Source organism: Fervidicoccaceae archaeon (assembly GCA_038734945.1).
GTDB lineage: Archaea > Thermoproteota > Thermoprotei_A > Sulfolobales > Fervidicoccaceae > ARK-14.
On the sequence record JAVYOA010000002.1, the window covers coordinates 199,113 to 224,278 of the forward strand.

General features: G+C 42.8%; 31 protein-coding genes and 1 tRNA gene. 9 read left to right on the forward strand and 23 right to left on the reverse strand.

Annotated features, from left to right (window positions below):
- Window positions 1–6: 6 nt before the first annotated feature.
- Window positions 7–570 (reverse strand): RNA 2',3'-cyclic phosphodiesterase, encoded by a 564-nt coding sequence (gene thpR, locus QXR92_02315; GenBank protein MEM0318844.1) that lies wholly within the window; start codon window positions 568–570, stop codon window positions 7–9.
- A 143-nt stretch (window positions 571–713) separates the two neighbouring features.
- Between thpR and QXR92_02320 the strand changes: the two genes are divergently transcribed.
- The 3 genes from QXR92_02320 (at window position 714) to QXR92_02330 (ending at window position 3,399) form a co-directional block, all read left to right on the forward strand.
- Window positions 714–959, forward strand: a complete 246-nt coding sequence (locus QXR92_02320) for a hypothetical protein (protein ID MEM0318845.1) — start codon at window positions 714–716, stop codon at window positions 957–959.
- Between the two features lie 2 nt (window positions 960–961).
- Entirely contained in the window at window positions 962–1,993 is a 1,032-nt protein-coding gene (locus tag QXR92_02325; GenBank protein ID MEM0318846.1) for a pyridoxal-phosphate dependent enzyme, read from the forward strand.
- Window positions 1,994–2,307: 314 nt separating this feature from the next.
- On the forward strand, window positions 2,308–3,399 hold the full coding sequence (locus QXR92_02330) for a hypothetical protein (GenBank protein MEM0318847.1): 1,092 nt from the start codon (window positions 2,308–2,310) through the stop codon (window positions 3,397–3,399).
- A gap of 30 nt (window positions 3,400–3,429) precedes the next feature.
- Here the strand turns inward: QXR92_02330 and cas4 are convergent, their stop codons facing one another.
- Both cas4 and QXR92_02340 read right to left on the reverse strand, forming a co-directional pair.
- The gene (gene cas4, locus QXR92_02335; GenBank protein ID MEM0318848.1) at window positions 3,430–4,053 is read right to left on the reverse strand and encodes a CRISPR-associated protein Cas4; all 624 of its coding nucleotides are present in this window, start codon (window positions 4,051–4,053) and stop codon (window positions 3,430–3,432) included.
- 13 nt (window positions 4,054–4,066) lie between these two features.
- Window positions 4,067–4,330: a hypothetical protein gene (locus tag QXR92_02340; protein MEM0318849.1), complete on the reverse strand. Its 264-nt coding sequence runs from the start codon at window positions 4,328–4,330 to the stop codon at window positions 4,067–4,069.
- 94 nt (window positions 4,331–4,424) lie between these two features.
- Here QXR92_02340 and QXR92_02345 point away from each other — a divergent pair, with 94 nt between their 5' ends.
- Window positions 4,425–4,619, forward strand: a complete 195-nt coding sequence (locus tag QXR92_02345; GenBank protein MEM0318850.1) for a ribbon-helix-helix domain-containing protein — start codon at window positions 4,425–4,427, stop codon at window positions 4,617–4,619.
- 69 nt (window positions 4,620–4,688) lie between these two features.
- Here QXR92_02345 and QXR92_02350 read toward each other — a convergent pair whose 3' ends face one another.
- Together QXR92_02350 and QXR92_02355 are read right to left on the reverse strand one after the other, a co-directional pair.
- The gene (locus QXR92_02350; protein ID MEM0318851.1) at window positions 4,689–5,459 is read right to left on the reverse strand and encodes a helix-turn-helix domain-containing protein; all 771 of its coding nucleotides are present in this window, start codon (window positions 5,457–5,459) and stop codon (window positions 4,689–4,691) included.
- Window positions 5,452–5,826: a hypothetical protein gene (locus QXR92_02355; protein MEM0318852.1), complete on the reverse strand. Its 375-nt coding sequence runs from the start codon at window positions 5,824–5,826 to the stop codon at window positions 5,452–5,454. Before QXR92_02355 ends, QXR92_02350 begins: the two co-directional genes overlap by 8 nt.
- Before the next feature lie 283 nt (window positions 5,827–6,109).
- On the opposite strand from QXR92_02355, the gene QXR92_02360 reads away from it, so the two are divergent.
- The 3 genes from QXR92_02360 (at window position 6,110) to QXR92_02370 (ending at window position 7,448) form a co-directional block, all read left to right on the forward strand.
- Entirely contained in the window at window positions 6,110–6,274 is a 165-nt protein-coding gene (locus QXR92_02360) for a 50S ribosomal protein L40e (GenBank protein MEM0318853.1), read from the forward strand.
- 42 nt (window positions 6,275–6,316) lie between these two features.
- Window positions 6,317–6,423, forward strand: a tRNA-Cys gene (locus QXR92_02365).
- Window positions 6,424–6,464: 41 nt separating this feature from the next.
- Window positions 6,465–7,448: an aldo/keto reductase gene (locus QXR92_02370; GenBank protein ID MEM0318854.1), complete on the forward strand. Its 984-nt coding sequence runs from the start codon at window positions 6,465–6,467 to the stop codon at window positions 7,446–7,448.
- Between the two features lie 4 nt (window positions 7,449–7,452).
- Here QXR92_02370 and QXR92_02375 read toward each other — a convergent pair whose 3' ends face one another.
- Together QXR92_02375 and rgy are read right to left on the reverse strand one after the other, a co-directional pair.
- Complete coding sequence (locus tag QXR92_02375; GenBank protein ID MEM0318855.1) at window positions 7,453–8,346, reverse strand: carbon-nitrogen hydrolase family protein; 894 nt, start codon at window positions 8,344–8,346, stop codon at window positions 7,453–7,455.
- Between the two features lie 5 nt (window positions 8,347–8,351).
- Complete coding sequence (rgy, locus tag QXR92_02380; GenBank protein ID MEM0318856.1) at window positions 8,352–12,071, reverse strand: reverse gyrase; 3,720 nt, start codon at window positions 12,069–12,071, stop codon at window positions 8,352–8,354.
- 289 nt (window positions 12,072–12,360) lie between these two features.
- Between rgy and QXR92_02385 the strand changes: the two genes are divergently transcribed.
- Together QXR92_02385 and QXR92_02390 are read left to right on the forward strand one after the other, a co-directional pair.
- Window positions 12,361–14,073, forward strand: coding sequence for an HD domain-containing protein (locus QXR92_02385; GenBank protein ID MEM0318857.1), 1,713 nt, complete (start codon window positions 12,361–12,363; stop codon window positions 14,071–14,073).
- Window positions 14,033–15,325: a tRNA (N(6)-L-threonylcarbamoyladenosine(37)-C(2))-methylthiotransferase gene (locus QXR92_02390; GenBank protein ID MEM0318858.1), complete on the forward strand. Its 1,293-nt coding sequence runs from the start codon at window positions 14,033–14,035 to the stop codon at window positions 15,323–15,325. Before QXR92_02385 ends, QXR92_02390 begins: the two co-directional genes overlap by 41 nt.
- Before the next feature lie 20 nt (window positions 15,326–15,345).
- Here the strand turns inward: QXR92_02390 and QXR92_02395 are convergent, their stop codons facing one another.
- The 16 genes from QXR92_02395 to QXR92_02470 form a co-directional block, all read right to left on the reverse strand.
- Window positions 15,346–15,882 carry an Rpp14/Pop5 family protein gene (locus tag QXR92_02395; GenBank protein MEM0318859.1) on the reverse strand — a complete coding sequence of 179 codons (537 nt, stop codon included), beginning with the start codon at window positions 15,880–15,882 and terminating at the stop codon, window positions 15,346–15,348.
- A complete protein-coding gene (locus tag QXR92_02400) occupies window positions 15,834–16,472 on the reverse strand; it encodes a hypothetical protein (protein ID MEM0318860.1) in 639 nt (212 codons plus the stop codon). Before QXR92_02400 ends, QXR92_02395 begins: the two co-directional genes overlap by 49 nt.
- Window positions 16,473–16,476: 4 nt before the next feature.
- Window positions 16,477–16,908, reverse strand: a complete 432-nt coding sequence (locus tag QXR92_02405; protein ID MEM0318861.1) for an RNA-binding domain-containing protein — start codon at window positions 16,906–16,908, stop codon at window positions 16,477–16,479.
- A 59-nt stretch (window positions 16,909–16,967) separates the two neighbouring features.
- A complete protein-coding gene (locus tag QXR92_02410) occupies window positions 16,968–17,645 on the reverse strand; it encodes a 50S ribosomal protein L15e (protein ID MEM0318862.1) in 678 nt (225 codons plus the stop codon).
- Between the two features lie 101 nt (window positions 17,646–17,746).
- Window positions 17,747–18,415: a translation initiation factor IF-6 gene (locus QXR92_02415; GenBank protein ID MEM0318863.1), complete on the reverse strand. Its 669-nt coding sequence runs from the start codon at window positions 18,413–18,415 to the stop codon at window positions 17,747–17,749.
- Between the two features lie 96 nt (window positions 18,416–18,511).
- A complete protein-coding gene (locus tag QXR92_02420) occupies window positions 18,512–18,841 on the reverse strand; it encodes a 50S ribosomal protein L31e (protein MEM0318864.1) in 330 nt (109 codons plus the stop codon).
- A 14-nt stretch (window positions 18,842–18,855) separates the two neighbouring features.
- Window positions 18,856–19,011 carry a 50S ribosomal protein L39e gene (locus QXR92_02425; protein ID MEM0318865.1) on the reverse strand — a complete coding sequence of 52 codons (156 nt, stop codon included), beginning with the start codon at window positions 19,009–19,011 and terminating at the stop codon, window positions 18,856–18,858.
- 18 nt (window positions 19,012–19,029) lie between these two features.
- Window positions 19,030–19,380 carry a DNA-binding protein gene (locus QXR92_02430; GenBank protein ID MEM0318866.1) on the reverse strand — a complete coding sequence of 117 codons (351 nt, stop codon included), beginning with the start codon at window positions 19,378–19,380 and terminating at the stop codon, window positions 19,030–19,032.
- A gap of 61 nt (window positions 19,381–19,441) precedes the next feature.
- Window positions 19,442–19,909, reverse strand: coding sequence for a 30S ribosomal protein S19e (locus tag QXR92_02435; GenBank protein ID MEM0318867.1), 468 nt, complete (start codon window positions 19,907–19,909; stop codon window positions 19,442–19,444).
- A gap of 92 nt (window positions 19,910–20,001) precedes the next feature.
- Window positions 20,002–20,676 carry a uracil phosphoribosyltransferase gene (gene upp / locus QXR92_02440; GenBank protein MEM0318868.1) on the reverse strand — a complete coding sequence of 225 codons (675 nt, stop codon included), beginning with the start codon at window positions 20,674–20,676 and terminating at the stop codon, window positions 20,002–20,004.
- A 178-nt stretch (window positions 20,677–20,854) separates the two neighbouring features.
- Entirely contained in the window at window positions 20,855–21,313 is a 459-nt protein-coding gene (locus tag QXR92_02445) for a 30S ribosomal protein S15 (GenBank protein ID MEM0318869.1), read from the reverse strand.
- Between the two features lie 309 nt (window positions 21,314–21,622).
- Entirely contained in the window at window positions 21,623–22,042 is a 420-nt protein-coding gene (gene ndk / locus QXR92_02450) for a nucleoside-diphosphate kinase (protein ID MEM0318870.1), read from the reverse strand.
- A 6-nt stretch (window positions 22,043–22,048) separates the two neighbouring features.
- Window positions 22,049–22,237 carry a 50S ribosomal protein L24e gene (locus QXR92_02455; protein MEM0318871.1) on the reverse strand — a complete coding sequence of 63 codons (189 nt, stop codon included), beginning with the start codon at window positions 22,235–22,237 and terminating at the stop codon, window positions 22,049–22,051.
- A 17-nt stretch (window positions 22,238–22,254) separates the two neighbouring features.
- Window positions 22,255–22,494: a 30S ribosomal protein S28e gene (locus tag QXR92_02460; GenBank protein MEM0318872.1), complete on the reverse strand. Its 240-nt coding sequence runs from the start codon at window positions 22,492–22,494 to the stop codon at window positions 22,255–22,257.
- An 88-nt stretch (window positions 22,495–22,582) separates the two neighbouring features.
- Window positions 22,583–22,966 (reverse strand): 50S ribosomal protein L7Ae, encoded by a 384-nt coding sequence (gene rpl7ae, locus QXR92_02465; GenBank protein ID MEM0318873.1) that lies wholly within the window; start codon window positions 22,964–22,966, stop codon window positions 22,583–22,585.
- Between the two features lie 118 nt (window positions 22,967–23,084).
- On the reverse strand, window positions 23,085–24,848 hold the full coding sequence (locus tag QXR92_02470) for a glutamate--tRNA ligase (GenBank protein MEM0318874.1): 1,764 nt from the start codon (window positions 24,846–24,848) through the stop codon (window positions 23,085–23,087).
- Window positions 24,849–25,166: the final 318 nt, after the last annotated feature.

Consider the following 25,166-nt stretch of genomic DNA (forward strand, 5'->3'; position numbering starts at 1 on the left):
GGAGGTTCATCCGAGCATTTTTTGAATGAAGAGATCCTTATATATTGGACCCTTTGGAGTAAGAATGCTCTCCTTCAGCTTTATTTCATTGAATTCCTCATCTCCAAAAACCATATCAGCATTTTTCTCTATGAAGGAAGCAAGCTTTTCAATGTTCCTTTTTCCCTTAACTCTCCCCAAGGTTAGATGTGGAACAAAGTTTCTCTCTTTTTCAAAACTAATCCTATGTTCTCTCAATGCAGATTCAACTTTTTTCTGTAGCTGCACTATTTCCTGAGAGCCTCTTTTTATTCCAACCCAGACAACTCTTGGAGAATGGATCGTCGGAAAAGCCCCCATTCCTACCAGCTGGGCAGAGATTGGAGGGCTCACTACTTCGCTGATTGCTGATTTGATCTCCTCAACAATATCCTCCTCTACCTCCCCTATGAAGACAAGCGTTATGTGTAGGTTCTCAGGCTCAACCATCTTTATTGGAACTCCCAGATATTCGATGGATCGCTCTATTTCTATCAGCTTGTTTATCAAGGCTGGATTTTTCACCTCAACTGCTATGAAAACTCTCTTCAATGTTTATGCGCCTCAAGAGATCTATGCTCAGATTTAGCTTTTAAGCTCTATTGAAATTCCGCAATATGAGATAATGAAAAAGAATAGTTTAATAATCTTCTAAAGGAATTTTTTAGCGGGTTAATTTAGAAAGGTGCATGCACATGGCAGACTATCTAGAAGAGCTGAGAGATAAAATATCTCTGAAGCTAAATGAGAAAGGAATCAAAATCCTTCCGAGAACAGGAATGTTGAGGTTGGTGAAGGATAACGAAATTGTCATGGTCCTTTCGGACAAGGGCGACTACATCGAAATGAGCTATAAGGGACAGACCTACAAGTATGATAAGTGGTACACAAAGCCAGAGCACTTGGCCCCAGTAATATTAAGGCAGTTTGGGGCTGAATGAAGTTGGAATTCAGTTTCACCTGTCCAAACTGCGGCTTTACCTCCAAGAAACCTACCAAGGATTGGAAATGCCCCAACTGTGGAGCTCCACTGAACGCTATTGCGAAGAGGACCCCCAGAATAAGAAGCATTTTGGGAGAGGGAAATACCCCATCATTGAAGGTGAGAAAAGAGAATAGGGATTTGATATTCAAGCTAGAATATCTCAATCCATCGGGAAGCTTTAAGGATAGGGGGACAGCCTTCACAGCTCAGTATTTCCTTGCGAAGGAGAAGTGCTCCTCGTTTGTCGAGGACTCCTCTGGGAATACCGGTGTGTCAACAGCAGCATATGCTGCAAAGCTTGGAATTAAAGCAAACATATTCGCTCCAAAGACAATTGCTCCTACAAAAGCCAAGCTGCTCTCTCTGCTAGGAGCAACGCTCCATATAACCGAAACTAGAGAACAAGCATATGAAAGCGCTCTGAGAATGATTAGAGAGGATAGCAGTGCATGCTATATAGGGCACATGGTGAACCCTCTATTTAATTTTGGGATGTCGTTCATGATTGAAGAAGTTCTCAGAAGTTGGGGAGGAGGATTTACAGATGTCGTCCTTCCTCTGTCTTCAGGCACCCTGCTTCTTGGAATTTATCAAGGTTTTCAGAGGAATCTAAAGAGAAATGGTTTCATGCCAAAGCTCTGGGCTGTGCAGCCAACCAGGATAAACTATTTGAGAGGAAAGGCCAAAATAGTGAGAGATGCCTCAGGTCCCTCAGATCTAGCAGATGCCCTTGTTGTCTCCAATCCCCCCAGGCTGAATGACATAGTCAGTGCCATAAATTCCTCAGGAGGAGGAGCTATCATTGTCAATGATGAAGACATTAAGTTTGGGATGAGAGCTCTCTACTCCATGGGACTCCTCGTCGAACCTTCAAGTGCCGTGATATGGCCTGCGCTCGAGCACTTGGAGAAGAGTGGGCTTATCGGAAACAAGGTCCTCGTCCCTCTGACAGGTTCTGGACTGAAATATATAGATTTAATCAATTTGTGATAACAATAGATGTTTTTTAAAATCTAGATTGTTATCAATTTGGGAAAAAAGCTTCAACAGTGAAAACCATGTCTCCATACGAAAATTGTATTTCCTTTGAAAATGCTGGATCGATATTTCAATTGAGTTTCTTCCTCGAAGAAAAGCATTAGATTTGAATAAATGGAGAGAAAATGCTAAATTATAACTGTTTCATTAAATCATAGTAATTGAATGAAAAATAGCTAAAGGCAATGCTCTAGCACTGGTAAATTCAGAGCAGAGAAAATCCATGTTCATTATAAAAATAATTAGGGAGGAGTTGGTGGCTGTAGATGTCTCAAGAAACCGCTAGCGAAAAGGAGTTCGAAGAAATAATTGAGAAACTGAAATCAAATACTGAATTGCTTATTTCAACAGTTGAGCTGCTCCTCTACCTATACAAGAAGCAAATGGAGGGGAGAGATGAGATCCCTCATATAGGAGATAGGATAAGTTCAGCCTTTAACAGTATAGAGCTTGCTGCCTATGATTCCAACATCTCGCAGAATCTGATCAAGAATATTGAAGCTTGGAAAACAATTGAGGTTGATGTTGAGGGCAAAAAGAGATCTATCTTGCTCTTCTTAGTTGATTTTAATATTCTAAGCATAAAGGAAGTTGAAAGAGTTATTGTATGTCCTATATGCAGCTCTCCAAGAGTGAGGGTGGTATTGCTTTGTCCTTATTGCGGATCAACGAATGTTGAGCCAAGTGAGATTGTCCAGCATTTCCTATGTGGATATGCAGGACCAAAATCTTCCTTCTTCTTTGGAGAGAAAATGATATGCCCAAACTGTAAGCAAAATGTAACCGAGAGAGATCTCAAGAAGCTTGGAAAGAGCTTTTATTGCGAATCATGCAGGAGGATATTTCGCAGTCCATCAGTTAAACTCATGTGTTTGAATTATTTAACAACTCTTCATCAGAAAAACTATCAGTTTGAATTGGTTGACTCAAAAATAAGGAAGCTTTATGGCTATATCCTTACGAAAAAGGGAGAGGATTTGATTTTCGATGGGAGGATGCTGCTAGAGGCCCTCTCAGCTCTCCTTCCTCCAGCTTCCGGAATAAATATTCTGAGGGGGGCTGAGGCAAAGGAATTCATCGAAAGAAAATACAACCTCAGGGATGTTGAGTTCTCAGCAATAGCGGTTAGGAATGAGAAAGTAGCAGCAATTGATATATTGGGAAAGGATCCTCTGCCATCAATACTGAAATCAGGAATAACTTCTTCGCTGAAAATTCCATACTTAGTAATCGCACACCCAGAATCGCTTAGATCTCTGACCAGCGTTGAGAAGGCCTATAGCAATGTGAGGATAAGGAGTATAATATCAGCTGACCTCAATGATTTGAAAAACGAAATTCTCTCTATGCTTTCATGAAATTCAAGCGTTTTTCCTTGCTGCTATAGTTCATGCCTGGCTGAACGGGCAGAACCTAGAATATATGCAGCTCCTGCACTCCCAGTTCCAGAGTGGAACTTTCTCCTTGCTTAAATGCCTTCTCACCAATTCTGCTAAATCTATATTAGCTGAGGATACTGAGTACTCGGCGAACCTGTCTGGAGTCACATAGATTAGCGTTCCTTTCGTCACTCCAGTCATCTTCATGTAGATTTTCAACTGCATCATGTGATGTTCATGCGGGAGTCCTATGCCCGATCTCGCTGTCTTTATTTCAACAATGCTCTCGGGAGAGTAAGCGTCAATTCTTCCCTTGATAGTGTAGAGCTCTCCATCTACATTCACATCGAGGGAAAATTCCTTCTCGATTTCATATCCCATATCACTCAATTGCTCTTGAATTCCTCTGTGGACCATATCTCCCAAAATCATATATGGCTCGAATTGAAAGGAGAGCTCAGTGTACTCTCTCCTGTAATCCCTCTTCAGAGGACAATAAGTTAGATCGGTTACATATATGATTTTTGGATTTTTCATGTCGGATATTCTTTCGTTGTAATCCTTCAGCCTCTCTATATAGAATTTCTTCAAAAGAAAAGAGAAAAGTTCTGAAGAGCTTGAATCTGCACTCAAACTGCTATCCCTTTTACCAGCTCTCAATTCCAGTTGGCTGCTCCGAACTAATAATATCTCTGCTCCATTTTATATAGTTCAATATGGAGATCAGCGCCCTTCTGGCTTTGCTTTCCTCAATGCATCTTGTTCTAAATGTTTCTCCATCTCTTCCAATAGCTACAATCATCTTTTTCCTTGAATCTTCACAGTTCACCAGCTTTGCCTCAGATAGCTTATTTCCTAGGGCCATTGATTCCAGCTCTATAATGCTGTAGCGTTTCTCATCGGAGCCCATATTGAATTCACCTCATGGAGTCTTTTTCAAAAAGCCCTGATCCTCCCGTTTAAATAAGTATTAAGAAATAAATAAAGTTATGAGAGGGGCCAGGTTGAAGAGAACGATAACAATCAAGCTCTCAGATGAAATACTGTCAATGATCGATGAGCTTGTTGCATCAGGTAAATACAAGAATAGGTCTCAGGTTCTGGTCAAAGCGCTTGAGGATTTTGTTATAAAGGAAAGATTTGCTGTTTCCTATCTTCCAATTGTGAATGATGAGGAGAAGGCAAAAGGAACTGCCTGAAGTTCGCTTTAAATGCCCGAGCTTCGTGAGGGCTCTCCAGAAAGCGGTTTTTTCAATGAAAGCAAATATTTATTTTGAGACATCTCTAGATTGGGACCAAAGATATTCGAAGTAGACTCTACCCAAATCGACGAAGTAAGCATGATCTGACCATAGACCGGAGAGCCTTCCTCCATTGCGAAAAACGAGCATGATTCCTCCTCCTATGATGCCACTTCCGAACATCTCTTTTATCACTCTCAGCTTGGTCTCTTTGAGCTTCACTTGGCCTCTGAGCGATTCAAGTACATCCCTTGTGAGGAGAATTCTTGCCCTTTCTCCCCATAGCGCAGAAATGAGTTCGAGAATTTCCTCTTCAAGAAGCTCCTGGTGAGCTATGGCGATGGAAATCTCCTTTCCCTTCCACTCGAGCATCTTTTTGAAAGATCTGTGAATTTCTTCCTCTCCTATGAGGACAATTTTGAATAGAGGTGACTGAGCTGATGCTACCCTCTCGATCAATGGAATTAGCTTTTCCTCTATTTCCAGCATTCTGGTTTCAATATTCCTTTTTGTCTCCTCCCATATCTCCTTTATGCTGACTGAATAGAACTTCCGTGGTCTCCCCTCTCCTCTCAGCACCCAACCCAATCTCTCTAGTTTTGATAGCGAGTCGTATGCCTTGGAGTAAGGAATGGAGAGAGACTGCGCTATTTCTCTAGCTGTTGAGGGGCCAGTTGTCAGTAAATACAAATATATGTTGATCTCCCTCTTCCCTAAACCCATGAGATGAAGAAGCTTTGTCATTGAGCCAATTTCTGCTGAGATGAGATCAAGGGGATTGAAACCATTTTCACTCATTGAGGAACAACCTTTCCATGCTGGTTATGCTCTCTACGTTCACAATAGGTATCATTAGCCAGCCTGGTATGCTTCTTTCTGAAAATTGAACCTGCTCTCCCCCTTCTACTACTCTATAGGCTAGGTATGGAGAATTTTTGCATCCCTGCATGGAATCCCCGCATTCATAGAAGAACACAATCGGAAGGCCCCTTAGCTCAAAGTAGTTAGGGAATGAAAGCAAGATGAAAATCAGTGTCCTTCCTTCAATAGTTATTCTGAAGATGTTCCTTGGAGGTGACATTGGAGAAGATGATGAGGCAGCCAGCCTAGCAATATCAGATATGCTCGAAACTTTAATGCCTAGAGATTTTTTCAGAAACTCCATTTTATTCCTCCTCCGTTAGCTCTTATTCACTTCTCTCGGGGACATCTCAGGATTGGTGTCATTCCTCATTTTTCAGAAATACCAACCCTCATCATTGTTGCCCCATATTAAGTTATATGCGTCGGCGGGGTCTATAAGAATTACTTAAGAAGACCGTGGTTGTGAGAAATCAATTCATAACTTGTATAGAAAGCCTCAACAGAAAATTAAATAAACTCGCATGAAATAATACGTTGTGCTCAAGTGTGCTCAAGCATATAGAAAAGAGGTGCTTACATTGCCTGTGAAGGATCCAGTGCTGGTAAACATTGTGGCAAAGAGAGTCCTTGATAAAATGGTGTGCAGAAGGTGCGGTGCCCTTAATCCAATTGGAGCAACGAAGTGCAGAAGGTGCGGAAGCAAGAGCCTGAGGCCCAAGAAGAAGAAGCTGGGCATGAAGAAAGGCTGATCCGCAAAATTAATTTTTGCTTCTATCTGAGAATACTTTTGAGCCGGGGTGGCCGAGCGGCCTAAGGCGGCGGGCTGCAGATGGTGTGCTTCAATAAAGCCCATTGGTTGAAACCCGTTTTCTCGCGGGTTCAAATCCCGCCCCCGGCTTTTATTTCGTTCTTCGTGTAAAGGTGTGGGTTTTGAAATATGTGAATATTGGGAAAAGTGGAATAAAAGCGAGCGTTATAGGCCTTGGGTTCTGGCAACTTGGATCCAAGCTATGGGGGAAGGGAGGGAATAATAAAGAGAGAGCATTGAAAATCATTCAGAGAGCTGCTGAGCTTGGAATAAACCTATTTGATACTGCTGAAATATATGGCATGGGTGAATCGGAGAGAGTGCTGGGCTATGCGATTCGGAATCTGAGCCTCAAGGAGAGCGCAATCATCGTTTCTAAAATAGCAGGCTTCAGAGTTGAAAGAAAAGACATTGAAAAGAGCATTAAAATGATTAATTCCAGAATTGGGAGAGAAGTAGACATAATTCTTCACCATTGGCCTCCAGATAGAGGGAAAATATGCAATGTAGTCCAAGCTCTGGAGCAAATAGTTAAGGAGGGAAAGGCTCACTACTACGGTCTCTCCAACTATGGTGATGAGGCTCTGAGATTTGTGCTGAGCTGCACAAAAAGCTTGGAGCCTGTTGCGGATGAGCTTCAGTATAGTCTTGGCTACAGAACCATAGAGAGAGGGACAATGGAACTGCTGAAGAAAAACAACATTTCTCTAATAGCCTGGAGTCCTCTCGCCAAAGGAGCGCTTGCTGGAGCAACAGCTAAAAGCATTGTTCAGAGGGCAGACCCTGTTTTCAACGAGATAAAGAAAGAAGCTGTGTTGAATGAGGTGTTGGAAAACCTCGCTAGAAAGAGGGGTGTAACCAGAGCTGCTATTTCACTATCATGGATAGTATCAAAAGGAGGGATCCCTATTCCTGGAACCATGAATGAGAGAAGGGTTGAAGAATATGCTGCTGCAGGAGAGATCGAGCTAAGCGCTGATGAGATAGAAGCTCTAGATAGAGCTTCATCCAAGTTTGTGAACTTATGGGGAAATAATTATCTTCAGCCAAGGCCTATTGTGAGTCTTCCCAAGGCTCTTCAAGCTCTCCTAGTAAATCTCATGAGAGGAATTTAGCTTCCTATTTTTCCTCCTTCTCCTTTTCTTCTCTTTCCTCTAGCTGCCTCTTGAGGTTTCTGAATATTAGGGAGAAGAGCTCAAAAGAGTATTTTTGATCCTGCATTGATCCTTTCTGAGCATAATTCTGTAGCTCCAATATAACGACCTTTTCTTCTTCTCCCTTCTTTTCTTCTTCTCCCCTTCGACTCTCAAGGGATATCTCTTCGAGCAATCCCTCGGAGGGATCAAATATTAATGTTGGCAGTTCTGCCATTGTTTGCTCCTGACTCTTCGCAATACCACCAAGCGAAATTACAGGCAAATTGTTCTCCACGCTCCTCGACTCCAATAGCTTTTTCAGTTTCTTGTCAAAGACTGGCTCTACTCTTGGAAAGCCAACAAGAACGGTGGAGCCAAGTATTGTGAGTCCCCTTGCTATTTCAGGAAACAAAATATCTCCCTCAATCATTATCCCATATTTCTCTTTCAGATCGAAGTACTCTAGCGTTCTTCCCTCCGAAAAGCCAAGCGTCCTGTCGAGAGGACTCAGGACTATTTTTCTGTATCTCCTCATGAAGGATCCTGCCGGAGAAATAATAAATGAGGTGAGAAAAACTTTTGGTCCGGCCCTCTCGATTATAGGTCCAGCTATAATGAATATTCCGTTTGCTACAGCAAGTGTGGAGAGAAAGCTTGCTGTTGGACCAGAGGGTATTCTCTCTGCATGATTCCTTATTATGGATTTTATCTGAGCTGGGCTGAAGAAGGAGAAAATAGGTCCGACATTTATCATTGATGGTAAAATTATTGCTTTTGCTCCTCTTTGCTTAGCCTCCTGAACAACTTTCTTGGTCTTCTCAAAGTTAACTTTTTTCGACATAAGCTTTAAGGACATGTGCGCTATTGCTATTCTCATTTTCTCTATTCCTCCATACCTTCCACTCGTTTTATTTCTTCATATAGCTCAGCAATTACATCCAAATAGTTTATTCTCCCCTCGCTTATTTTGTCCATCTTGTTTTCCAGGGCTCTCGTCCTCTCTTCACTGACCATCTCTTTAAATTTCTCAATCAAATAATTAAAAATATTTATGCCTAGCTCCGTTGGAATTAGCTTTCCATGCTTTTTGCTCTCGATGACATATCTTCTTTCCTGAAGCTTTGATATGATAGTAGCATATGTGCTTGGCCTTCCTATTCCCCTTTCCTTCATCATAGCCACAACCTCTCCCTGTGTATATAGAGGTAATAGCTTCTTCCTGTAGTATTTAATACTGCTTACTTCAAATTCACCCTCAGCAAAAGGAGTCTCCAGCTTTAGTGTCTGATACATTTCGAGGAATCCGTGCTCAATAATTTTGTTAGTAAGTACTTCCCTCTCCTCTCTGATCTTATTGAATTGTATTTCTACTCTCTGACGAATAACTTCCGCATGCTTCATTTGAGACGCAATGAATCTTTTGAAGATGAGGTCATAAAGCAGCAAGTGTCTATTCGTTGGTAGCTTCACGAATTCTATTTCTCCCTCCTCAATAAGTCTTACAAGCTCCTCTCTACTGAATGGCTTTGTAGGTCTAATTGCCTCATGAGCCCCTCCCTCCCCCCATGTTCTTGGAACGAAGCTATCCTTCCATTTTTCCCCCTTTACCCTCTTCAGATATTCTCTCGCTATTTCTATTCCAGAGCTTGATACCCTGGTGCTATCTGTCCTGTGGTAGGTAATGAGCCCTAGCTCGAAGAGATCTTGGGCAAGCTTCATAACTTCTGATGATGAAAATCTGAGGATCCTGTTGGCCTCAGAAATTAATGTATCCGTTGTGAATGGGGGAGGGGGGGATAATTTCACCTTTTCCTCATTGACGATCCTTACTTGAAGCTTTTCTCCTTCTCCTTTTTCAAGTCTATCCTTGACCAGGAATTCAAAAGTTCTCATTTTCCCGCTTATATTAACGTCAACCGAGCAAACTAGCGATGTGCTCTTCAGGTAATTGTTGTATCGTTCAACTATCCAGCCTAGAACCGGAGTTTGCACTCTCCCTGCAGACAGATTCCTGTTCTCTCTGCAATTCGACATCCCTTTTTTCCTGCATAGTTCGATCCAAAAATCTGTTTGAAGCTTACGGGAAAGAGAGAAACCTATCCACCTGTCCTCAATGCGTCTGACTATTTGTGCCTTCACAAGTTTTTCATCGATAAGCCTCTCATTTTTCAAAGCCTCCAAAATTGCCTTCCTAGTAACCTCATGAAACTCTATTCTCCTAATCTCCCTGCTCAGTGGCCTCAGAAGGGCTGCAACATCCCAGCCAATTTTCTCTCCTTCTGCATCAGGATCTGTGGCTATAAGTACCTTATCGTATTCTGTCACAATATCTCTTAGAGCTCTGATTGTTTCATCTTTGTCGAAAATGTTAGTATTGTTGCAAATTGGGCATGATGTTAATTCTTCTACAAACTGATGTCCACATTTTCTACATTTCTTTATTGTCGAGTAAACTGGAATGAATATTTTTCTGCTATCATCATAGAGAACTCCGTAGAGTTCCTTCTTTAGCTTAGCATATTCAGCAACATCACTTTCAGCCCTGGGGACAAGATCGAGAATGTGTCCTTCGGTTGAGGTTATTGATAAGCTGATATTTCCTATTGAGACCTCGTAGATTCTTCCTCCGCTCGGAAGTATTCTTATGCTCGGTTTTCCAAAAAAGGAAGCTATAGTTCTCGCCTTGTTCGGAGATTCAACAATCATTATGGCTGTCTTTACAAGCTCTCTTATTCTTGGAGCTTCCCTGCCTTCAAGCGTATCAATGAGCTTCTTTCTATCCCTATCCACCTCCTCAATTGTTCTCTGAAGCTTCTCCTCTCTTAGCTGGAGAAATTCGAAGTTATCTATATAGAAGGAGAGGATCCTCTGGAGGGAGAGGAGCAGAGGTAATTCGGAAGAGTCAATGAGCGTTATAGCCAGGCCCTTTGTGAGACCTCCAGCATAGAGCCTGCTAGTCCTTCCAGTTGCCTGAATGTAAGTTTTGGCATCTGGCATGATCAAATAGGTAATATCGCGGTGCTTCTCAATGAAAATTTCCCCACTTTCCCTCAAAGCCCGCAGGACCCTTTCATCCTTGAAAGCTTCTCTAAGAAAGTCCTTCGCCTGGTTTAGCTGTTTTCGAATACTTTCAAGCTCTGCACTCAATTTTGAATCCGAGGAGAGCATCTGCAGTGCGGATGGAGAGAGCCTTCTAATTATCTTTCTCAGGGGAACTAGTATTTTTTTAGCCTTATATGAGATTGCTGGAATTTCTGACTCAGAGATTATAGAGAGCAACCTTAATGCATTGAAGGGGTGCGCCTCTTTTAGATCCAGAGAAAACTTGAACCTAGGCGGAGAGGTAAATACAGCATACCTTATCACAGCAGGAAGATCGAGTCCTCTGACCATGACTCCATAGTAGGTAGCTACTCCAACCAGGACGTCTAGCTCGCCTCTCTGAAATGCGCTGAGAATTCTGTGGGATTTTGAGTGAAAAGATTCAGCCTTTATTCCCTTTTCCCTAAGCCTATTTACCAGATCTTCAGCATAGCTCACTCCCATGTCTGAAGGAACAAATATTAGTCCTCCTTTCCCAAGCCTCATCACGAGCTCTGCTACTTTTTCCTCCAAGTTGGACTTGTCTACTATTTCATAGAAATCATCAACATTCCTGAATAGCTCTGTTCTTCCTCCTATCTGAAAACCGAGGAGTTCCCTGAAGAGCAAAGCCCTGGATCCCCTAGCCCTCCCAGTAGCACTGCTCACTATCAGATTGCTCTTTATTCTCTTCTTTGCTCCATCTAGTTTGTTCAAAATTTCATTCAGCCTTTTCTCATCTTCATCATTTCCATGACCAGAAGCGATCTTCCTTTTGAGCTTGATGGCTTCCATCGCAAGCTCTATCTCCTCACTGCTGAATCCCACTACATGGAGAGTGCTATCAATGCTCTTCTTGCTTCGAAGAACCGAATCCACGTCATCTATGAATATTAAATCGAAATTATAGGATGAAAGGTTCTCGCTTCTCGATATCATGAATTTTGATGTTGTTATCAGTATGGAGAAGCTGCCGTTATTTAGCCTTTCCAAAGCAGCCTTTTTCTCCGACTGCTTCAGACTTCCATGGAGGCAAAGTATCCTATCACTATCAACAGCATTGATTTTGTTGTTAAATGCTGATAGCTTCTCGCACATTTGAATTACAAGTGGTGTTGTGGGAAAAACAAGATAGCTTTTTTTGCCCTTCATGGCAAAGTAGAGAGCCAAGAGGAGGCCAAATGCTGTTTTTCCTATCCCTGTTGGAGCTATGATTGAAAAGCTCCTTTTCTCGAAAACTCTCCTTGCCCATGCTAGCTGGGAGCTCCATGGAGGAAAGCCGAGAGCTCTCTCAAATATTGATTTGAACTCGTCAGTTTCTTTCTCCACCAAGAGCTTTTCCCTAAGATTTTTTATCGTTCCTGCTTCTTCCAGAGCTTTGAAGAGATCCTCTGGCTTCAGCTCCGAGTAAATGCCTGGAAGGCATTTCTCACAGGCAAGTCCCTTGTTCAGCCTATCATCAGATATTGGTCCTCCACAGTTTGGACACTGCTTCAGATATATCCCGAGCCCTTTTGGCATTAAATTTCATTCCTCCAGCTATTCAGATTAAGACCGGGGATATATTTGACCTTATACTCCTAAATAAACGAGCATTCTTTGAAAAAAGAGTAGATGGAGAAGCTTAAAAAACCCACTTTCAGATAGAAAATGATGACCGCTAGATGATGTGGAATCCGGGAACTGAGCAATGATGTTTTATTTATTCGGTCGCTTCTGATGCGGTCCTTCTCTTCGAAGTTTGCGAAGGGATATGGAAGCTTTTTAAAAAACCTGAGGAGGTAATATATAGCAGAGCAAGGTGTGCGTTTTGAGAAAAAACAGGCAGCCGAGCAGAATAAGAACTGTTTTCAAGGATCCAGTGCACAACATAATTCCAGTGAATGAATATGAGTACACAATACTGCAGCATCCTATACTCAATAGGCTCCATGGAATAAAGCAGTTAGGATTCACATTTTATGTGTATCCCCAAGCAAAGCACTCCAGATTCGAGCACTCCATAGGAGTAATGCACATAGCTGGAAGGATAGCAGATGCTATTGAAGCGAATTCGCCTGACAAGACAGATGCTCTGCTCAGAAAGAGGAGCACATACCAGGACTTTAAGCAGATTGCTAGACTGGTTGGACTTCTTCACGACGTTGGGCATCTCCCATACAGTCATATCACAGAAATGCTGGTATCTGAAGCGGCATCCAGGGGAGAGACCTCAGAGGCCTTTGAGAGGGTGCTGAAGGAATCGAAGGAGAGAGGATTGAAGCTTCATGAGTATTACTCGTGCTTATTCGCTGAGAAGCTGACCAATGAGATAAAAAAAGAGAAGGATCACGGCAAGCTTTCGAGATATCTTCTCTCCGCATCACATGTTCTATGCAGATCGAAGTACGGTGATCCCATTCTCTCTCCTGCTGGCATTGAGACCATAGCAAAAATAATATCTGGAGATATACTTGATGCTGATAAGATAGATTATTTGGCAAGAGATGCTTACAACACAGGATCAACTTATGGCATAATTGATATAGAGAGAATAATAAGTGGTCTGGGGCTAGCGCTATATGACAATGAGCTTGTCCTCTCTGTTCCATCCAAGCTTCTTAGCTCCATCGAGGAGCTCTACTATGCTAGATATATGATGTACAAGTGGGTCTACTTCCATCACAAAGTTATTTCACTGGATTTAACATATAGAAGCCTCCTTTCTGAGGTCTCAAAGAGGTGGAGTGCAATAAGGAAAAAACTGTGCCGACTCTTTCCGAAAATTCCTTCGAATTTCTGGGACCTCTTCCTTCCTGAAAGTATCTGGAAGTCCTCTGTGAAGTATGGGTACAGGATAGATGATAGCTTCATAGATCTCATCTTCAAAGTCTCCGCCTCGAGCACCATGCCTCAGCTTTCCACGCTGTCAAGGGGAATACTTGACAGAAGGCTACCACTTTTCTCGGTGCTAAAAAGGGAGGAGGATCTCATTTCAGCAATTAACAGCATATCCAAAGAGGAGGGAAGAGATATTGATGCTCTTTCCACTCTGGACTCTCTCTCCGAGGTCTTCTCTCTTCTTATCAGAGGAGGAGAAAATGCTTGCTCCAAGCTAGCTGAAAGCTTTCTCAGCGAGGATCATGACTGTTGCAGCTCAGCTATTTTACCAAATGAGAAGCTCTCCTGCATTGCTGAGAAATATATTGAGAAAGAATTGGGACACACCCACTTCAGAACTCGAAGTTTGCGTGTATATGTTTCTCCTCCAATCTCACTGCAGGGGGAAATTGGGAAGATAATTCTATCTTCCGATAAGCAGATGATACCAATATTGAGATCCTCTCTCATTCTGAGGGAGATCATGAGGTTGGGTTCAAGACCTCTCGTTTATGTTTATTCCGAAGAAAAGCTGGATGAGAATGAAAAGAACTCTGTCAGAAAGCTAATAGGAGAATTTCTAATAAATCTGGAGCGTGGTCTTCGAGAGGGGAAATGGAGGGATGAGGATCCTACTGAGAACTCTGGGGTGCGCACTAAATAGAGGAGATAGTCTGGTAATTAGGGATAGCTTGGAGAGGGCTGGCCACTCCTTTGTGGATGATCCGCATCAAGCAGATGTAATAATAGTGAATACATGCGCAGTTAGATCTGACTCTGAGCAGAAGAGCCTGAAGCTTATCTCGCGACTGACCTCGGAGAATCCAAAAGCTAAGCTCATAGTTACTGGCTGCTTAGCTGAAGTCAGCCCATATTCCATTTTGAGGCTTTTTCCTGAAGCTTCTTTGATTTCACCATACCGAGTTGGTGAAGTTGTTCACGTTTTGGACAATGGTCAGAGGCTTCTCCTTGGATACAGCAGCGAGAAAAGGGAGCTTATGCCGATATCTGTCATGGGAGCAATTGCTATATTGCCAATAAATGATGGCTGCCTGGGAAACTGCAGTTTCTGTGTAACAAAGAAAGCTAGGAGGATTCTCTCCAGCAAGCCTCCCTCACTTGTGCTGCACTCAATAAGAGATGCTGTCAAGAAAGGTGCCAGAGAGATCCAGCTTGCGAGCCAGGATGCCGGAGCCTATGGAGTGGATCTCGCGGGGAAAAAGCTGCTTCCAGAGCTAATAGAAGCAGTTGATAGAGAGGTTCCAGGAAAGTACATGATAAGAATAGCTATGATGAACCCCGATACTATCCGAGACATAATTTGGGAAGTTGTGGATATGTACAGATCAGAACATGTGTTCAAGTTTGCCCACATACCACTTCAAAGTGCTGATGACAGTGTTCTAAAGCTAATGAACAGAAGGTATACACTCCAGGATTTCATGGGTCTTGTGGGCATCTTGAAAAGGGAAATACCCGGAATAACAATCGCAACGGATATACTGATTGGACATCCTGGTGAGGATGACGCTGCTTTCAAGAAGACGCTGGAAATTGTTAAGAGTGGCCTGCTCGATAGAGTTCATATAGCTCAGTATACACAGAGGCCGTTCACGTACTCGAGCAGGATGCAGCAGGTCTCTGATGGCGAAAAGAAGAGTAGAAGCAAGCTTCTGGCAGAGGTGCATTCCAAAGTTGCGCTCGAAAAAATGAAGTCATACATTGGCAGAGAAATTGAAGGATTTATTGTTGAGAGGAGCACGACAAAACAAACGTTGACTGTTAGGAGCAAAAACTATACAAGCATAGTTGTGCCAGATACTGGAGAATATGCTTTGGGAGATGAAGTTGTTGTCAGAGTTGAGGAGGCAACGCACTTTGATCTCAGGGGGGTAATTGAAAGGAAAGTAGAGTAGTATGATTGAGGTCTCTTACTTCAGCTCTTTGGCTTCAGCTCATCGGCAATTTTCTTGGCCTTCTTAATGCTTCCAACAGTTTTCAGGGGGAATATGAGCATTTTTGAACTTCGGTCCTTCCCTGCCAAATAGAAAGAGGCTATCAGCTGGTCTACCACTTCTCTTCTGCTTCTCAATATACCAATTTTTCTCTGCTCATCGTAGAATATGAGCGAAATATGAGAGAAGGATAGAAAAGGCTCCCCATAGAGCTTTGAAACAGCTTTTCTTATTCTCTCCTGTATTTCTTCCCTTCCTATATTCTCCTGCGATATAACTGAGAAAACTACGTATCTCTTTCGTATTCTTTTCTCCAACTTGAACGGATGTACTCTGGTACTAGTACGTTCTATAAATTGAAATCTATTGGTTTTTTTCTTAATTTTTCTAATTTCAAGGAATAGCGCTGCTGATATGACTAGATTAACAGCGATAGCAGCAGAAAGAACAAATGTAGATGTATCCAACTCTATTTTCCCTCCTTTCCAAAGTGCTTCGAATATTTGCTGAGAACCCATTCTAGCTTGCTCCCGTCCATTATTGAGAGAGCCATCTCCCTTGTTAAGCCTGTTTGAACCAACATGCTAAGAACGATCTTTGGGTGGGCCAACTCGCTCAGCTCCCTTGCCCCGCTATAGATAACCATTCCTATGGAGTATTTTACTGAGTATTTCGTTAAATATGAGAGCCACCAAACGTTTCGTAAGTCATCCTGGATGCTGGATAGGCTGAAACCAAGGAGGCTCCTTCCAACCTTCAAAAGCTTTGCTTGATTCGAATCAAGATATTGTGCTAGTTTTGGAGAAATCTCCACGATATGGATCCTGCTGTCTCTGCTGAAAACTCTCAACGCTCCTGCTCCATTTGCCCGGGCTATATTGAGAGCATCGTTTTTCCTTATATTGTGAAGAATTTCTTTTGCCTCTGCCTCGGTGGAGGCAGAAACAGCTCTCACGGGAAAAACTGAGATTTCCTCTGAACTTATGTTAGAAGGAAGAGATGAATAGTCCACTCCTACTGCTCTATAGCCAAAGAGTTTTTCTGCTTTTAATATATCATTGAGATCCTTCGGGCTCCTGGGGGTCACATATGCATCTAAAAGGAGCAAGATATTATCTCCCTTTCAGCTTTTCATTGAGGAATTCATCGATCGATTGAACTGATGAGAATCTTATTACTACCTTAACAACCTCATCGCTGTCGCTAATGACAAGCTTGTTTTTGAGCAGCATATGCTTGCTGAATCTTAGATGCAGCCTCTTTTCATCTTCTATTCTGCTGGATTTAGTAAGAAGGAGAATGTTTTTTGAATAGTCATCAATCGATTCAAAAATATACTCAGCAACATGTTCGGGATCAGCTAGAGATTGAATTCTCATGAGGGTTATTTCATTTCCATGGTGTCCCCTTGATCTGATTTTCTGGATCTCGGCTCTTTCTCTCTCTAGAGGGGGGAGAAGAGCTAACATACATCTCTCCACTTTTGCCTCGTCTTCGGTCATGTGCTTAATTGCTGAAATTTCTATTGACAATACTCTCTTCATTTGGAAAGCCCTTCTCTCTAAAAATATGTGGAGAAGAAATTAAAAAGGTAGGGGATTATTCACTTGATATCTCCGCCGTGGAACCTCTCCAGAACATCTGCAGGCGCTATGAGCCTTGCTCCTCTGCTTGCCTCATGTCTCTTCTTCTTCTCTCTCTCCTTTTGCTTCTTCTTGAACTTGTATGCTACCGTGTTCTTCAGTCCTCTGCTCTTTCTGAGACCCCTCATTTTCTTGCCTGCACTTGTCAAGGCCCTGAAGGCTCTTCCACGATTGCTCGGTTCTGCTATCCATTTTAGCTGCGGGTCATTTTTTATTGATGGGTGATTCGGATCTACGAGGATTACCTCATACCACTTGCTCTGCCCGTCTTCTCCCACATAGTAGCTATTCAGAACCTCCATGTTCGGATACTTCTTTGCTGCCCTCTCCTCGGCAATGAGCCTCAAGCTCTTAGCGACAGCGTAACCATAAACTCCGTACCTCTTTGGTCTCCTTCCCTTGTTAGGTCTAGGTCTCCTCTGTCCCCCCTTTCTGACTCTGACTCTCACAACTATTATTCCCTGCTTAGCTTTATAGCCAAGAGCTCTTGCTCTGTCCAGCCTTGTTGGCTTGCTAATTCTTATGACCTTTACCTGTCTTCTCCATCTTATCATTCTCTCTCTGAGAACTCTGCCAAATTCTCCTGCATATGGCCTCTTCCACTGCAGTGATATGTAGTGATATGCGGACTTGGCCATTTGATATGCACCAACGATTAAACAGCTATCTAGTAGTTTTTCAAAAGCGTTTATAAGGTTAACAGGGGATGCGAAGGATATTCCAATTCGTGAGCTCTCCTTTATCCCATAGCGGACGTTATGTTCATGAGCTCTGGTCCTGTTGTTGTTCCACCTATGAGAATTCCGCTATTGTTCATGACTATTCCAACCTTGACAAAGCCAACTCCTTCATTGACTGTTGCATGTACTGTAGTGACCTTGAGCTCATTGCTTATCATCAGAGCTTCAGAGTCATTTATCATTGGATGTATGAATGCTAGCTTATCGTTCGTCACAATCATTGAGCCAACTATTGGAAGACCTAGGTAGGACCTCCTGAAAACGGTCAAGCCAAGCGAGGATGATATTTCCTTCTCAGCATCCTTCTCAAATGAATCGGAAATGTATGCTGCCTTATTGTTCACTGAAATTAAATTACCCAATGCCGTGTGCTTAGTTTTAATAATAGCAATTCTTATGGATCCTTCAAGAACTTCTTTCAGGGAATCGAGCTCTTCCTGCTTTATTATATCTGGAATCAATAAGCAGGAATCATTTCCAGCAACCAGCACTCCGATTATGTGCATCCCTGCAATGGTTGTCTCAACCGGATCAACCTGAAGCGTATCAGCTATTGCCCTCTTTGTGGCCTTGGAGATGTTAGGAGGAACAAGTGCTATCTTGTTGTTAGCAAAAAGAAAGACACCTATGTTCGGGTTTCTATATATGTTGAGCTTTGAAATATTCATGAATGGTAACACCGTTGCCGTAGGAAATTCTCAATTGGCTATAAAATAATGATATGAAACGTATAAATATAGTTTTTTGATTTATTATATTCCCTTTCACGCAGAAGATTGCTTGCTCTCTTCCTTGATCGGCTCCGGAAGTGTTACTTTGACAAGTTTGGGGATCCTCACCGTCTTCCCATCCTTTGTCTTTATTTCCTCCGATTCTTCAATTGATATAAGCACTTTTACCTTCCTTGGAGGTTTCTCAATCCCTCTTTTCCAGATGAGTTTGTTCAGCTTCTCATCAATGAGCACTCGCTCTGCATGGGTTCTCCTCTTTATCAGATCCCTCAAATATCTCACTGCCCGTGCTGCTCTCTTTGTTCTTCTAGTTGTGTATACCTTTGATAGATTAAGAGTTAGCTCCAGCCTGTTGCCCTTCATTACCAGCTTTCACCTCATACCTTTAGCTTTGTTCTCCTCCAATTCCTCCTCTTAAAATTGAATCTAACTTTTCGCAGGGTTTTCACAGATACCCAGACAGGAATGGGTTGGTTTGATTTCAGTGCCTTAGCCAGCCTTAACTTCTTTCCAAGAGGCTTGTAATGAGCCATAAATTAAACACCCCTGGTCTATTCCTTCTCCCTAATTTTTATATTATAATCCTTTCTGGATCGGGAATAGATGTCCTGAAGGATTTCCCTGAGCTGCTCATCAGATATTGGCTCAGAAATTCTGCCGCTCTGAGCTAGCAATATCAGCTGCTCCTCTATAAGCTGGGCTATCTCTGGTCGAACTAGCTTCACATTATTAAGCCTGTTCCTTGCCTCAGGCGTCAAAATTTTCCTCAGGATCTCTTGCTTTTGTGCCTCGAGCTCTGCTCTTCTCCTCCTTTCTTCCTCCGCACTCATTCTTCTCTGGAGCTCCAACAGCTTTCTCCTCTGAATTTCAGCCAGTTCCTCGTCGTATTCCTCTTCTCCCACTTTTCTACACCCTTATTATTGCATCTTTTGGCAGTATTGAGCTATTAAACTTCGCCTCTCTCTATTCAAAATATCTTTTCAGCTCGGGATTCCTCTCTACTAGCTCCTTCATTATCTCCTTGCTTATTCTATCGAGCATTGAAATTGCTGTTGGTGTGAGCTTTCTTCCGGCTCCCGGAACTCTCATCACCAAACCAGCAGATTCCAGCTGCTTCAAAATGTTTCTTATGATTGACCTGGATGCCCTTCTGAAGTGTGGGGGACTGCTTCCAAATCTCTTCCTTCCTCCATAGATAACGCTGAATGTACCTATTCCCACCGGCTCAGCTGACCTATATAGCTTCCTTAAAATCGATGCTGCTCTTACATACCACCAATCTTCCTGGACTGGAGGAAATTCCTTGCCGCTCCCGGTTTTAACGAATCTTGCCCAATCTGGAGGAAAGATCTTGCTTCCATATTCTTCCTTCAGCCTTACAGCTACTCTCCTTATCAACTCGTCAGCAGGCACTTGCATAACTGAAACCATTTCTTTCACCTTATGTGCTACCTACTGTTTCATGCAGCACGGGTTTACTTGCTGTTCAAGGTTTTTATATTTTAATACTGCTTGAAATTGAGTCATTCCCCAAAGGCTCTATCCCCAGCATCTCCCAGGCCGGGAACTATGTAGCCCTTCTCATTGAGCTCTGGATCAACATCTATTGTGTATATCATGGAGCTGGGATAAGCCTCGAGGAACCTCCTTATTGCTAGCTCAGTTGATATGACGTTAGCAAGTATTATCCTTTTTGGCTTTGCCCCCCTCCTCATCAGCTCGTTCATAACTGCTATAGCTGTTGAACCTGTGGCGAACATTGGATCGGCGATTATCAAATTATCATCTGAGTTTATCTTTGGAAACTTCACATATTTTATTTCTATGTTGAACCACTTGTCAGAGCTCATTCCAAGCTCTTCAACTCTTCTGGCACTGACTACTCCCTGCCTTGCTCCGGGTATTATCTTTATCATTCCCTCAACCAGGGGCATTGATGCTCTTAGCACCTGAACTATCACTACATTATCCATGTCAGGTATCCTGATGCCAGATGCTTTAACTCCGAGGGGAGTTTCCACAGTGGTTTGTTCGAGTGGAAAGTCTTCCACAATCCTGTAGGCGAGAAATATTCCTAATCTTACAAGACCTCTTCTGAACTCAATTTGCTTTGTGTTCTTGTCTCTCAAGGTTGTTAGAATTGCTTTTGCCAGAGGATGAGTTACAAATTTTACCCTTTCATCAAATTCTATTCTCAAGTCAAGCACCTTTCTTTTTTTGAGAATCAGGCATTATAAGATTTCTCATTGCTTCAGCCATTGTTTTTATAAATATGAAGGAGTTAATGCAGATGCTTAACTTAATGTATTCGAGCTCAAAATACACAACTATATGCTAACGAAAACAATATGAAAGGAACATTTGCATCTGAAAATTTTATCTGCTCTGTGATACTATTAGCTTGGCTGCCTCTGGGTCGTATTCCCAGTTCTGAGGTAGAACTCCCTTCCTCTTGTAATAGGTTGCCAGTCTCCTTATTTTGGACTCGACCTCCTGAAGCCCTTTCTTCACGTTTTCATCCTTTGGATGTTCGGACAGATGCCTCCTTATGTTTACAGCCCTTCTCATCAGATTGTAGAGGTCCTCAGGAATGGGGGGAAGCAGCTTTTTTTCCTTCAGTATCTGGGTTATTTTTTTGTTCGTAATCGATTTCACGAGTGGTATTCCATATTGGTCTCTCAGAATTATTCCTATCATTGATGGAGGGTAGCCCCTTCTTGCCAATTCAGCAACGAGCTCCTCCACTTCCTCTGGCTCCAAGCGAAGCCATTTAGGCACTCCCACCCTGACAGGACGCATGCTGTGAGATTTTCCCTTTTCTCTCGATTTGTTCATAGCATCTCAGCCCTTAAAGCATCTGCCAAAAAATTGGCCTTTTGAGATTATAAGCATTCTGATCGCGCTGACCTAAATTCCGCACTAAAGTGCAGGGTTCCTTGGGAGGCTTAGAGCTGCATTCTTAGCGAAGAATTGGTTAAGCTCTGCACAAGGTCTTATAGAATCACCTCTACCCTGCATAATGCAGAGCTAATGGAAATGCTATCCTTCAGAGTTTTTGGAACATATAGAGCTTAAAACCTTACCACACCCTCTCCGTCCTAAAGAGAGGAAGCTTTCAGTCGCAAGATTAAAAAGAAACGTGTTTTAGAGGAGCTCCGATGGCGAGAAGAAGATTCTGTATTCTCTCTCAAAGCTCTCCTTCGAATCTGAAGCATGTACTACGTTTTCCTGTATGTCCAAGGCATAGTCTCCTCTGATTGTACCAGGAGCAGCCTTCCTACCGTCCGTTGAGCCTATCATCAGCCTAACAACATCGATCGCCGAATCTCCCTCAAGAACCATAACAACTACTGGTCCTCTGGTAGCAAAATCAACCAGATCCTTGAAGAATGGCTTCTCCCTATGGGGTGAATAGAGGGATTCTGCCTGCTCTCTGGACATCTTCAGCATCTTCAGAGCAACAATTCGGAAGCCTTTTCTCTCGAATCTTGATATGATCTCCCCTACAAGCTTTCTTTCCACTGCATCTGGCTTGATCATGAGAAAAGTTCGCTCAAGCGCCATGGAAATTTACCTCCCTGCTTGAGAGGCCCTAGCTGTCCACTTGAGCTTCTCTGGCTTTCTGTTCATTACAATCATGTTCTTGTAGCATTTCCTACTACAGAACCACTGCACGCTTCCGTCCAATCTGACAAACATGAAACCTGTTCCCGGAGCAATCTCCTTCCCGCAGAATGAGCATTTTATGAGTTTGGGCATCTAGCAACTACCTCCTCTCATTTTCCTGAGAGCCTTCTTGCCTCTCTCTCTGTTTCCCTTAGTATCAGGATATCTCCTATCCTGACAGGACCCTTTACGTTCCTAGTGAGTATCCTTCCCTTGTCCCTTCCTTCAAGAACTCTGACTCTGACCTGAATGATCTCTCCAGTAACCCCAGTCCTGCCTATTATCTGTATGACTTCAGCTGGATAGCCAAATTCTTCTATTACAGCGGATCTTTCCTCCTTCAAACTCATTTTTGCTTTACCTCGTCAATCATTCCTAGGTTTATCCCTCAGATTATAAATTTTGAGGTTATGAAAAAATTGTGTTGATTTTTTCCTCTCAGCTAGACTTTGACTTGAGCTCGCTTACCTTAGATATTAGATCATTGAGCTCCTGCTTGGCTTCTCCTGGCTCAAGAACAGCGACAGCAGCAGATTGAACTTCGATACCAGCGGCTTCTCCCAGCCTCTTCTTGCTAGGAACGTAAACGTATGGTATCTTCTTCTCCTCGCAAAGCAGGGGAAGATGGGCAACTACTTCAGGAGGATCGACGTCCTCTGCAATAACTACGAGCTTGGCAACTCCCCTTTCAACAGCCTTTGTTGTCTCGTTTGTCCCCTTCTTCACCTTCCCTCCCGAGGACCTTGCTTTTTCGACTAACTTGTATGCCTGTTCTGCAAGCTCCGGTGGAACTTGGAATCTCACATAGAAAGGTTTTGACATGGTCTATTCATCTCCCTCTCTCATTATTCGAGGGGGCTTATTTCATCCCCAAAGAGGCTATGTCGAAATGGGGTTTATTAGTTTAAGCTTGCACTGGATCACTAAAATGAGAGAAATTTCATTCGTGAGTGTAGATGAAGGTTGCTACTGGAGATAGGGATTTCAGGACAGCAAATCCGATTCTCACAAGTTGAACATTTTTTCCAAGGAAATTCCGCAGCTTTTCTCCATCCTCCACTGCCCCCTCCCTGTAGTCTGGGCTTTTACTATTACTTTTTTTATTAGTATCAAATATTGTTGCCAGCTTTGCATTCTTCTTCTGCACCCACTGAACAATGCTTAGCTCCTTTTCCCTAGCATATGAAAGCTCCTTGGATATCATCACCAGCTTTCCACCATCTATTCTGTAGTTTCCAAGCTCCATTAGTCTGAGCTCTCCATTCCTCTCCTTCAGAGCGTATTCATAGTCTTGTTTCGATATCAATATTCTATCGCCCGAACAAACGGTGAATTCTCTGCTACCCAGCTCTGCCCTATCAGGATGATAGGGGATCCTGGTTGTGATGCAGCCTTCCTCTTCCCTGTTCTCTATTATCAGCTCAATTGGCTCCTCAACGAACATCAGTCTAGGAGATACCGGATCGATTATCTTCCTGTTCTCCGATGCTAAATTTGCGAAGCTTATGCTTGCGTCGGATTGCTTAGCTCCAACGGTCATTATCACGCTTCTAATTGCCTCTGCTTTTATTCCTCTCTCTCTCAGACCCATTATGGTTCCGAATCTCGGATCATCTGGGCCTGAATATGCGCCTCCGCTCTCCTTTAATATCTTCTTTATCTGGGACTTGCTCATTATGAATTCTTCCAGCCTGAGCCTTCCAAGGTGAATGGCTACTGGCTGCCTCCAGCCAAGATGATCAAATAGATGTTTCTGCTTCATTGTGTTCTGAAGGTGCTCCTTTCCTCTAATGATGTGGGTTACTCCCATGAGATAATCATCGACAGCACTAGCAAAGTTGTAGGTTGGCCAAACGATGTATTTTGATCCTACAATTGGATGCGGATATCTCTCGGTATTGATAATTCTGAACGCTACCCAGTCTATTAAGCTCTTATCGCTATAGCTCAGATCGGTTTTAACTCTGAGCACTGCCTCTCCTTCCTTATAGTAACCGGAAAGCATTCTCTCAAAAAGCTCCAAGTTATGCTCAGGAGGCTTATCTCTGTTTGGATGGATTTCTCCTTTGCTCAGCATTTCCTCATAGTTCTCCTTAGTGGTATCGTCGACAAAGCCTCCTCCTCTCATGATGAGCTCTTTAGCAATTTTATAATATATGGGAAGCCTCAAGCTCTGGATATATTCCTCATCCCACTTTACGCCTAGCCATATTAGATCCTCCCTTATCTGCCTGTAAGCATCAACCATTGGGGTCTTTATCCTTGGATCTGTGTCTTCAAATCTCAGGATGAACTTCCCGTTGTACATCCTAGCATATTCGTAACTCAAAATTGCTGGCCTCGCATTTCCCAAGTGTATGACAAAATCAGGGTTTGGAGCGAACCTTGTTGTTATTCTCTCAAATTTATCAACATCTGGCAAGGGAGGCAGCCTCTTTGCTTCCTCCTTCTTTTCCTGTTCGAGTTTGATCTCGGGAAACTCGCTCCTGAGCATCTCCTCCTGCTGCTGTCTGCTCATGGAGTTCACTTTCTCAACAGCTCTAGATACAATTTCCACCACTTCCCTAGCCCTAGTCTTCAGCTCTGGCTTTTCTCCGAGAACCTTTGATACGACTGCACCAGTTTGGGCTTTTCCTTCATGCTTTATAGCATTTATAAGTGCATGCTTCAGTGCTATTCTCTCCAGTCCATCCCCTTCCTCCATGCCTGCTCAACACCTTTGCCTGATCCTCTGTATTAAAAACAGAATATATTTCTCTGATTCAGAGGCATATCTTGCTGAACAAGACTAATAACCGTTTCCAACCATAAATTTCTGCAGTTTTTGCTAACATGTTTTTCTTTCTTCTCCAAGCTTCACATTAGCTATTATCACTCTGAATGAAAGTCATGGAAATTTTTCCAGCTAAATAATCTCTGGGCTTTCCACACAGCTTCCCAGGCTGATTCCAGACATCCTGCAGAGACTAAAAAACTCAACATAGAACAGACTTCTCATACTCAAACGGAGAGGCTGATTTCT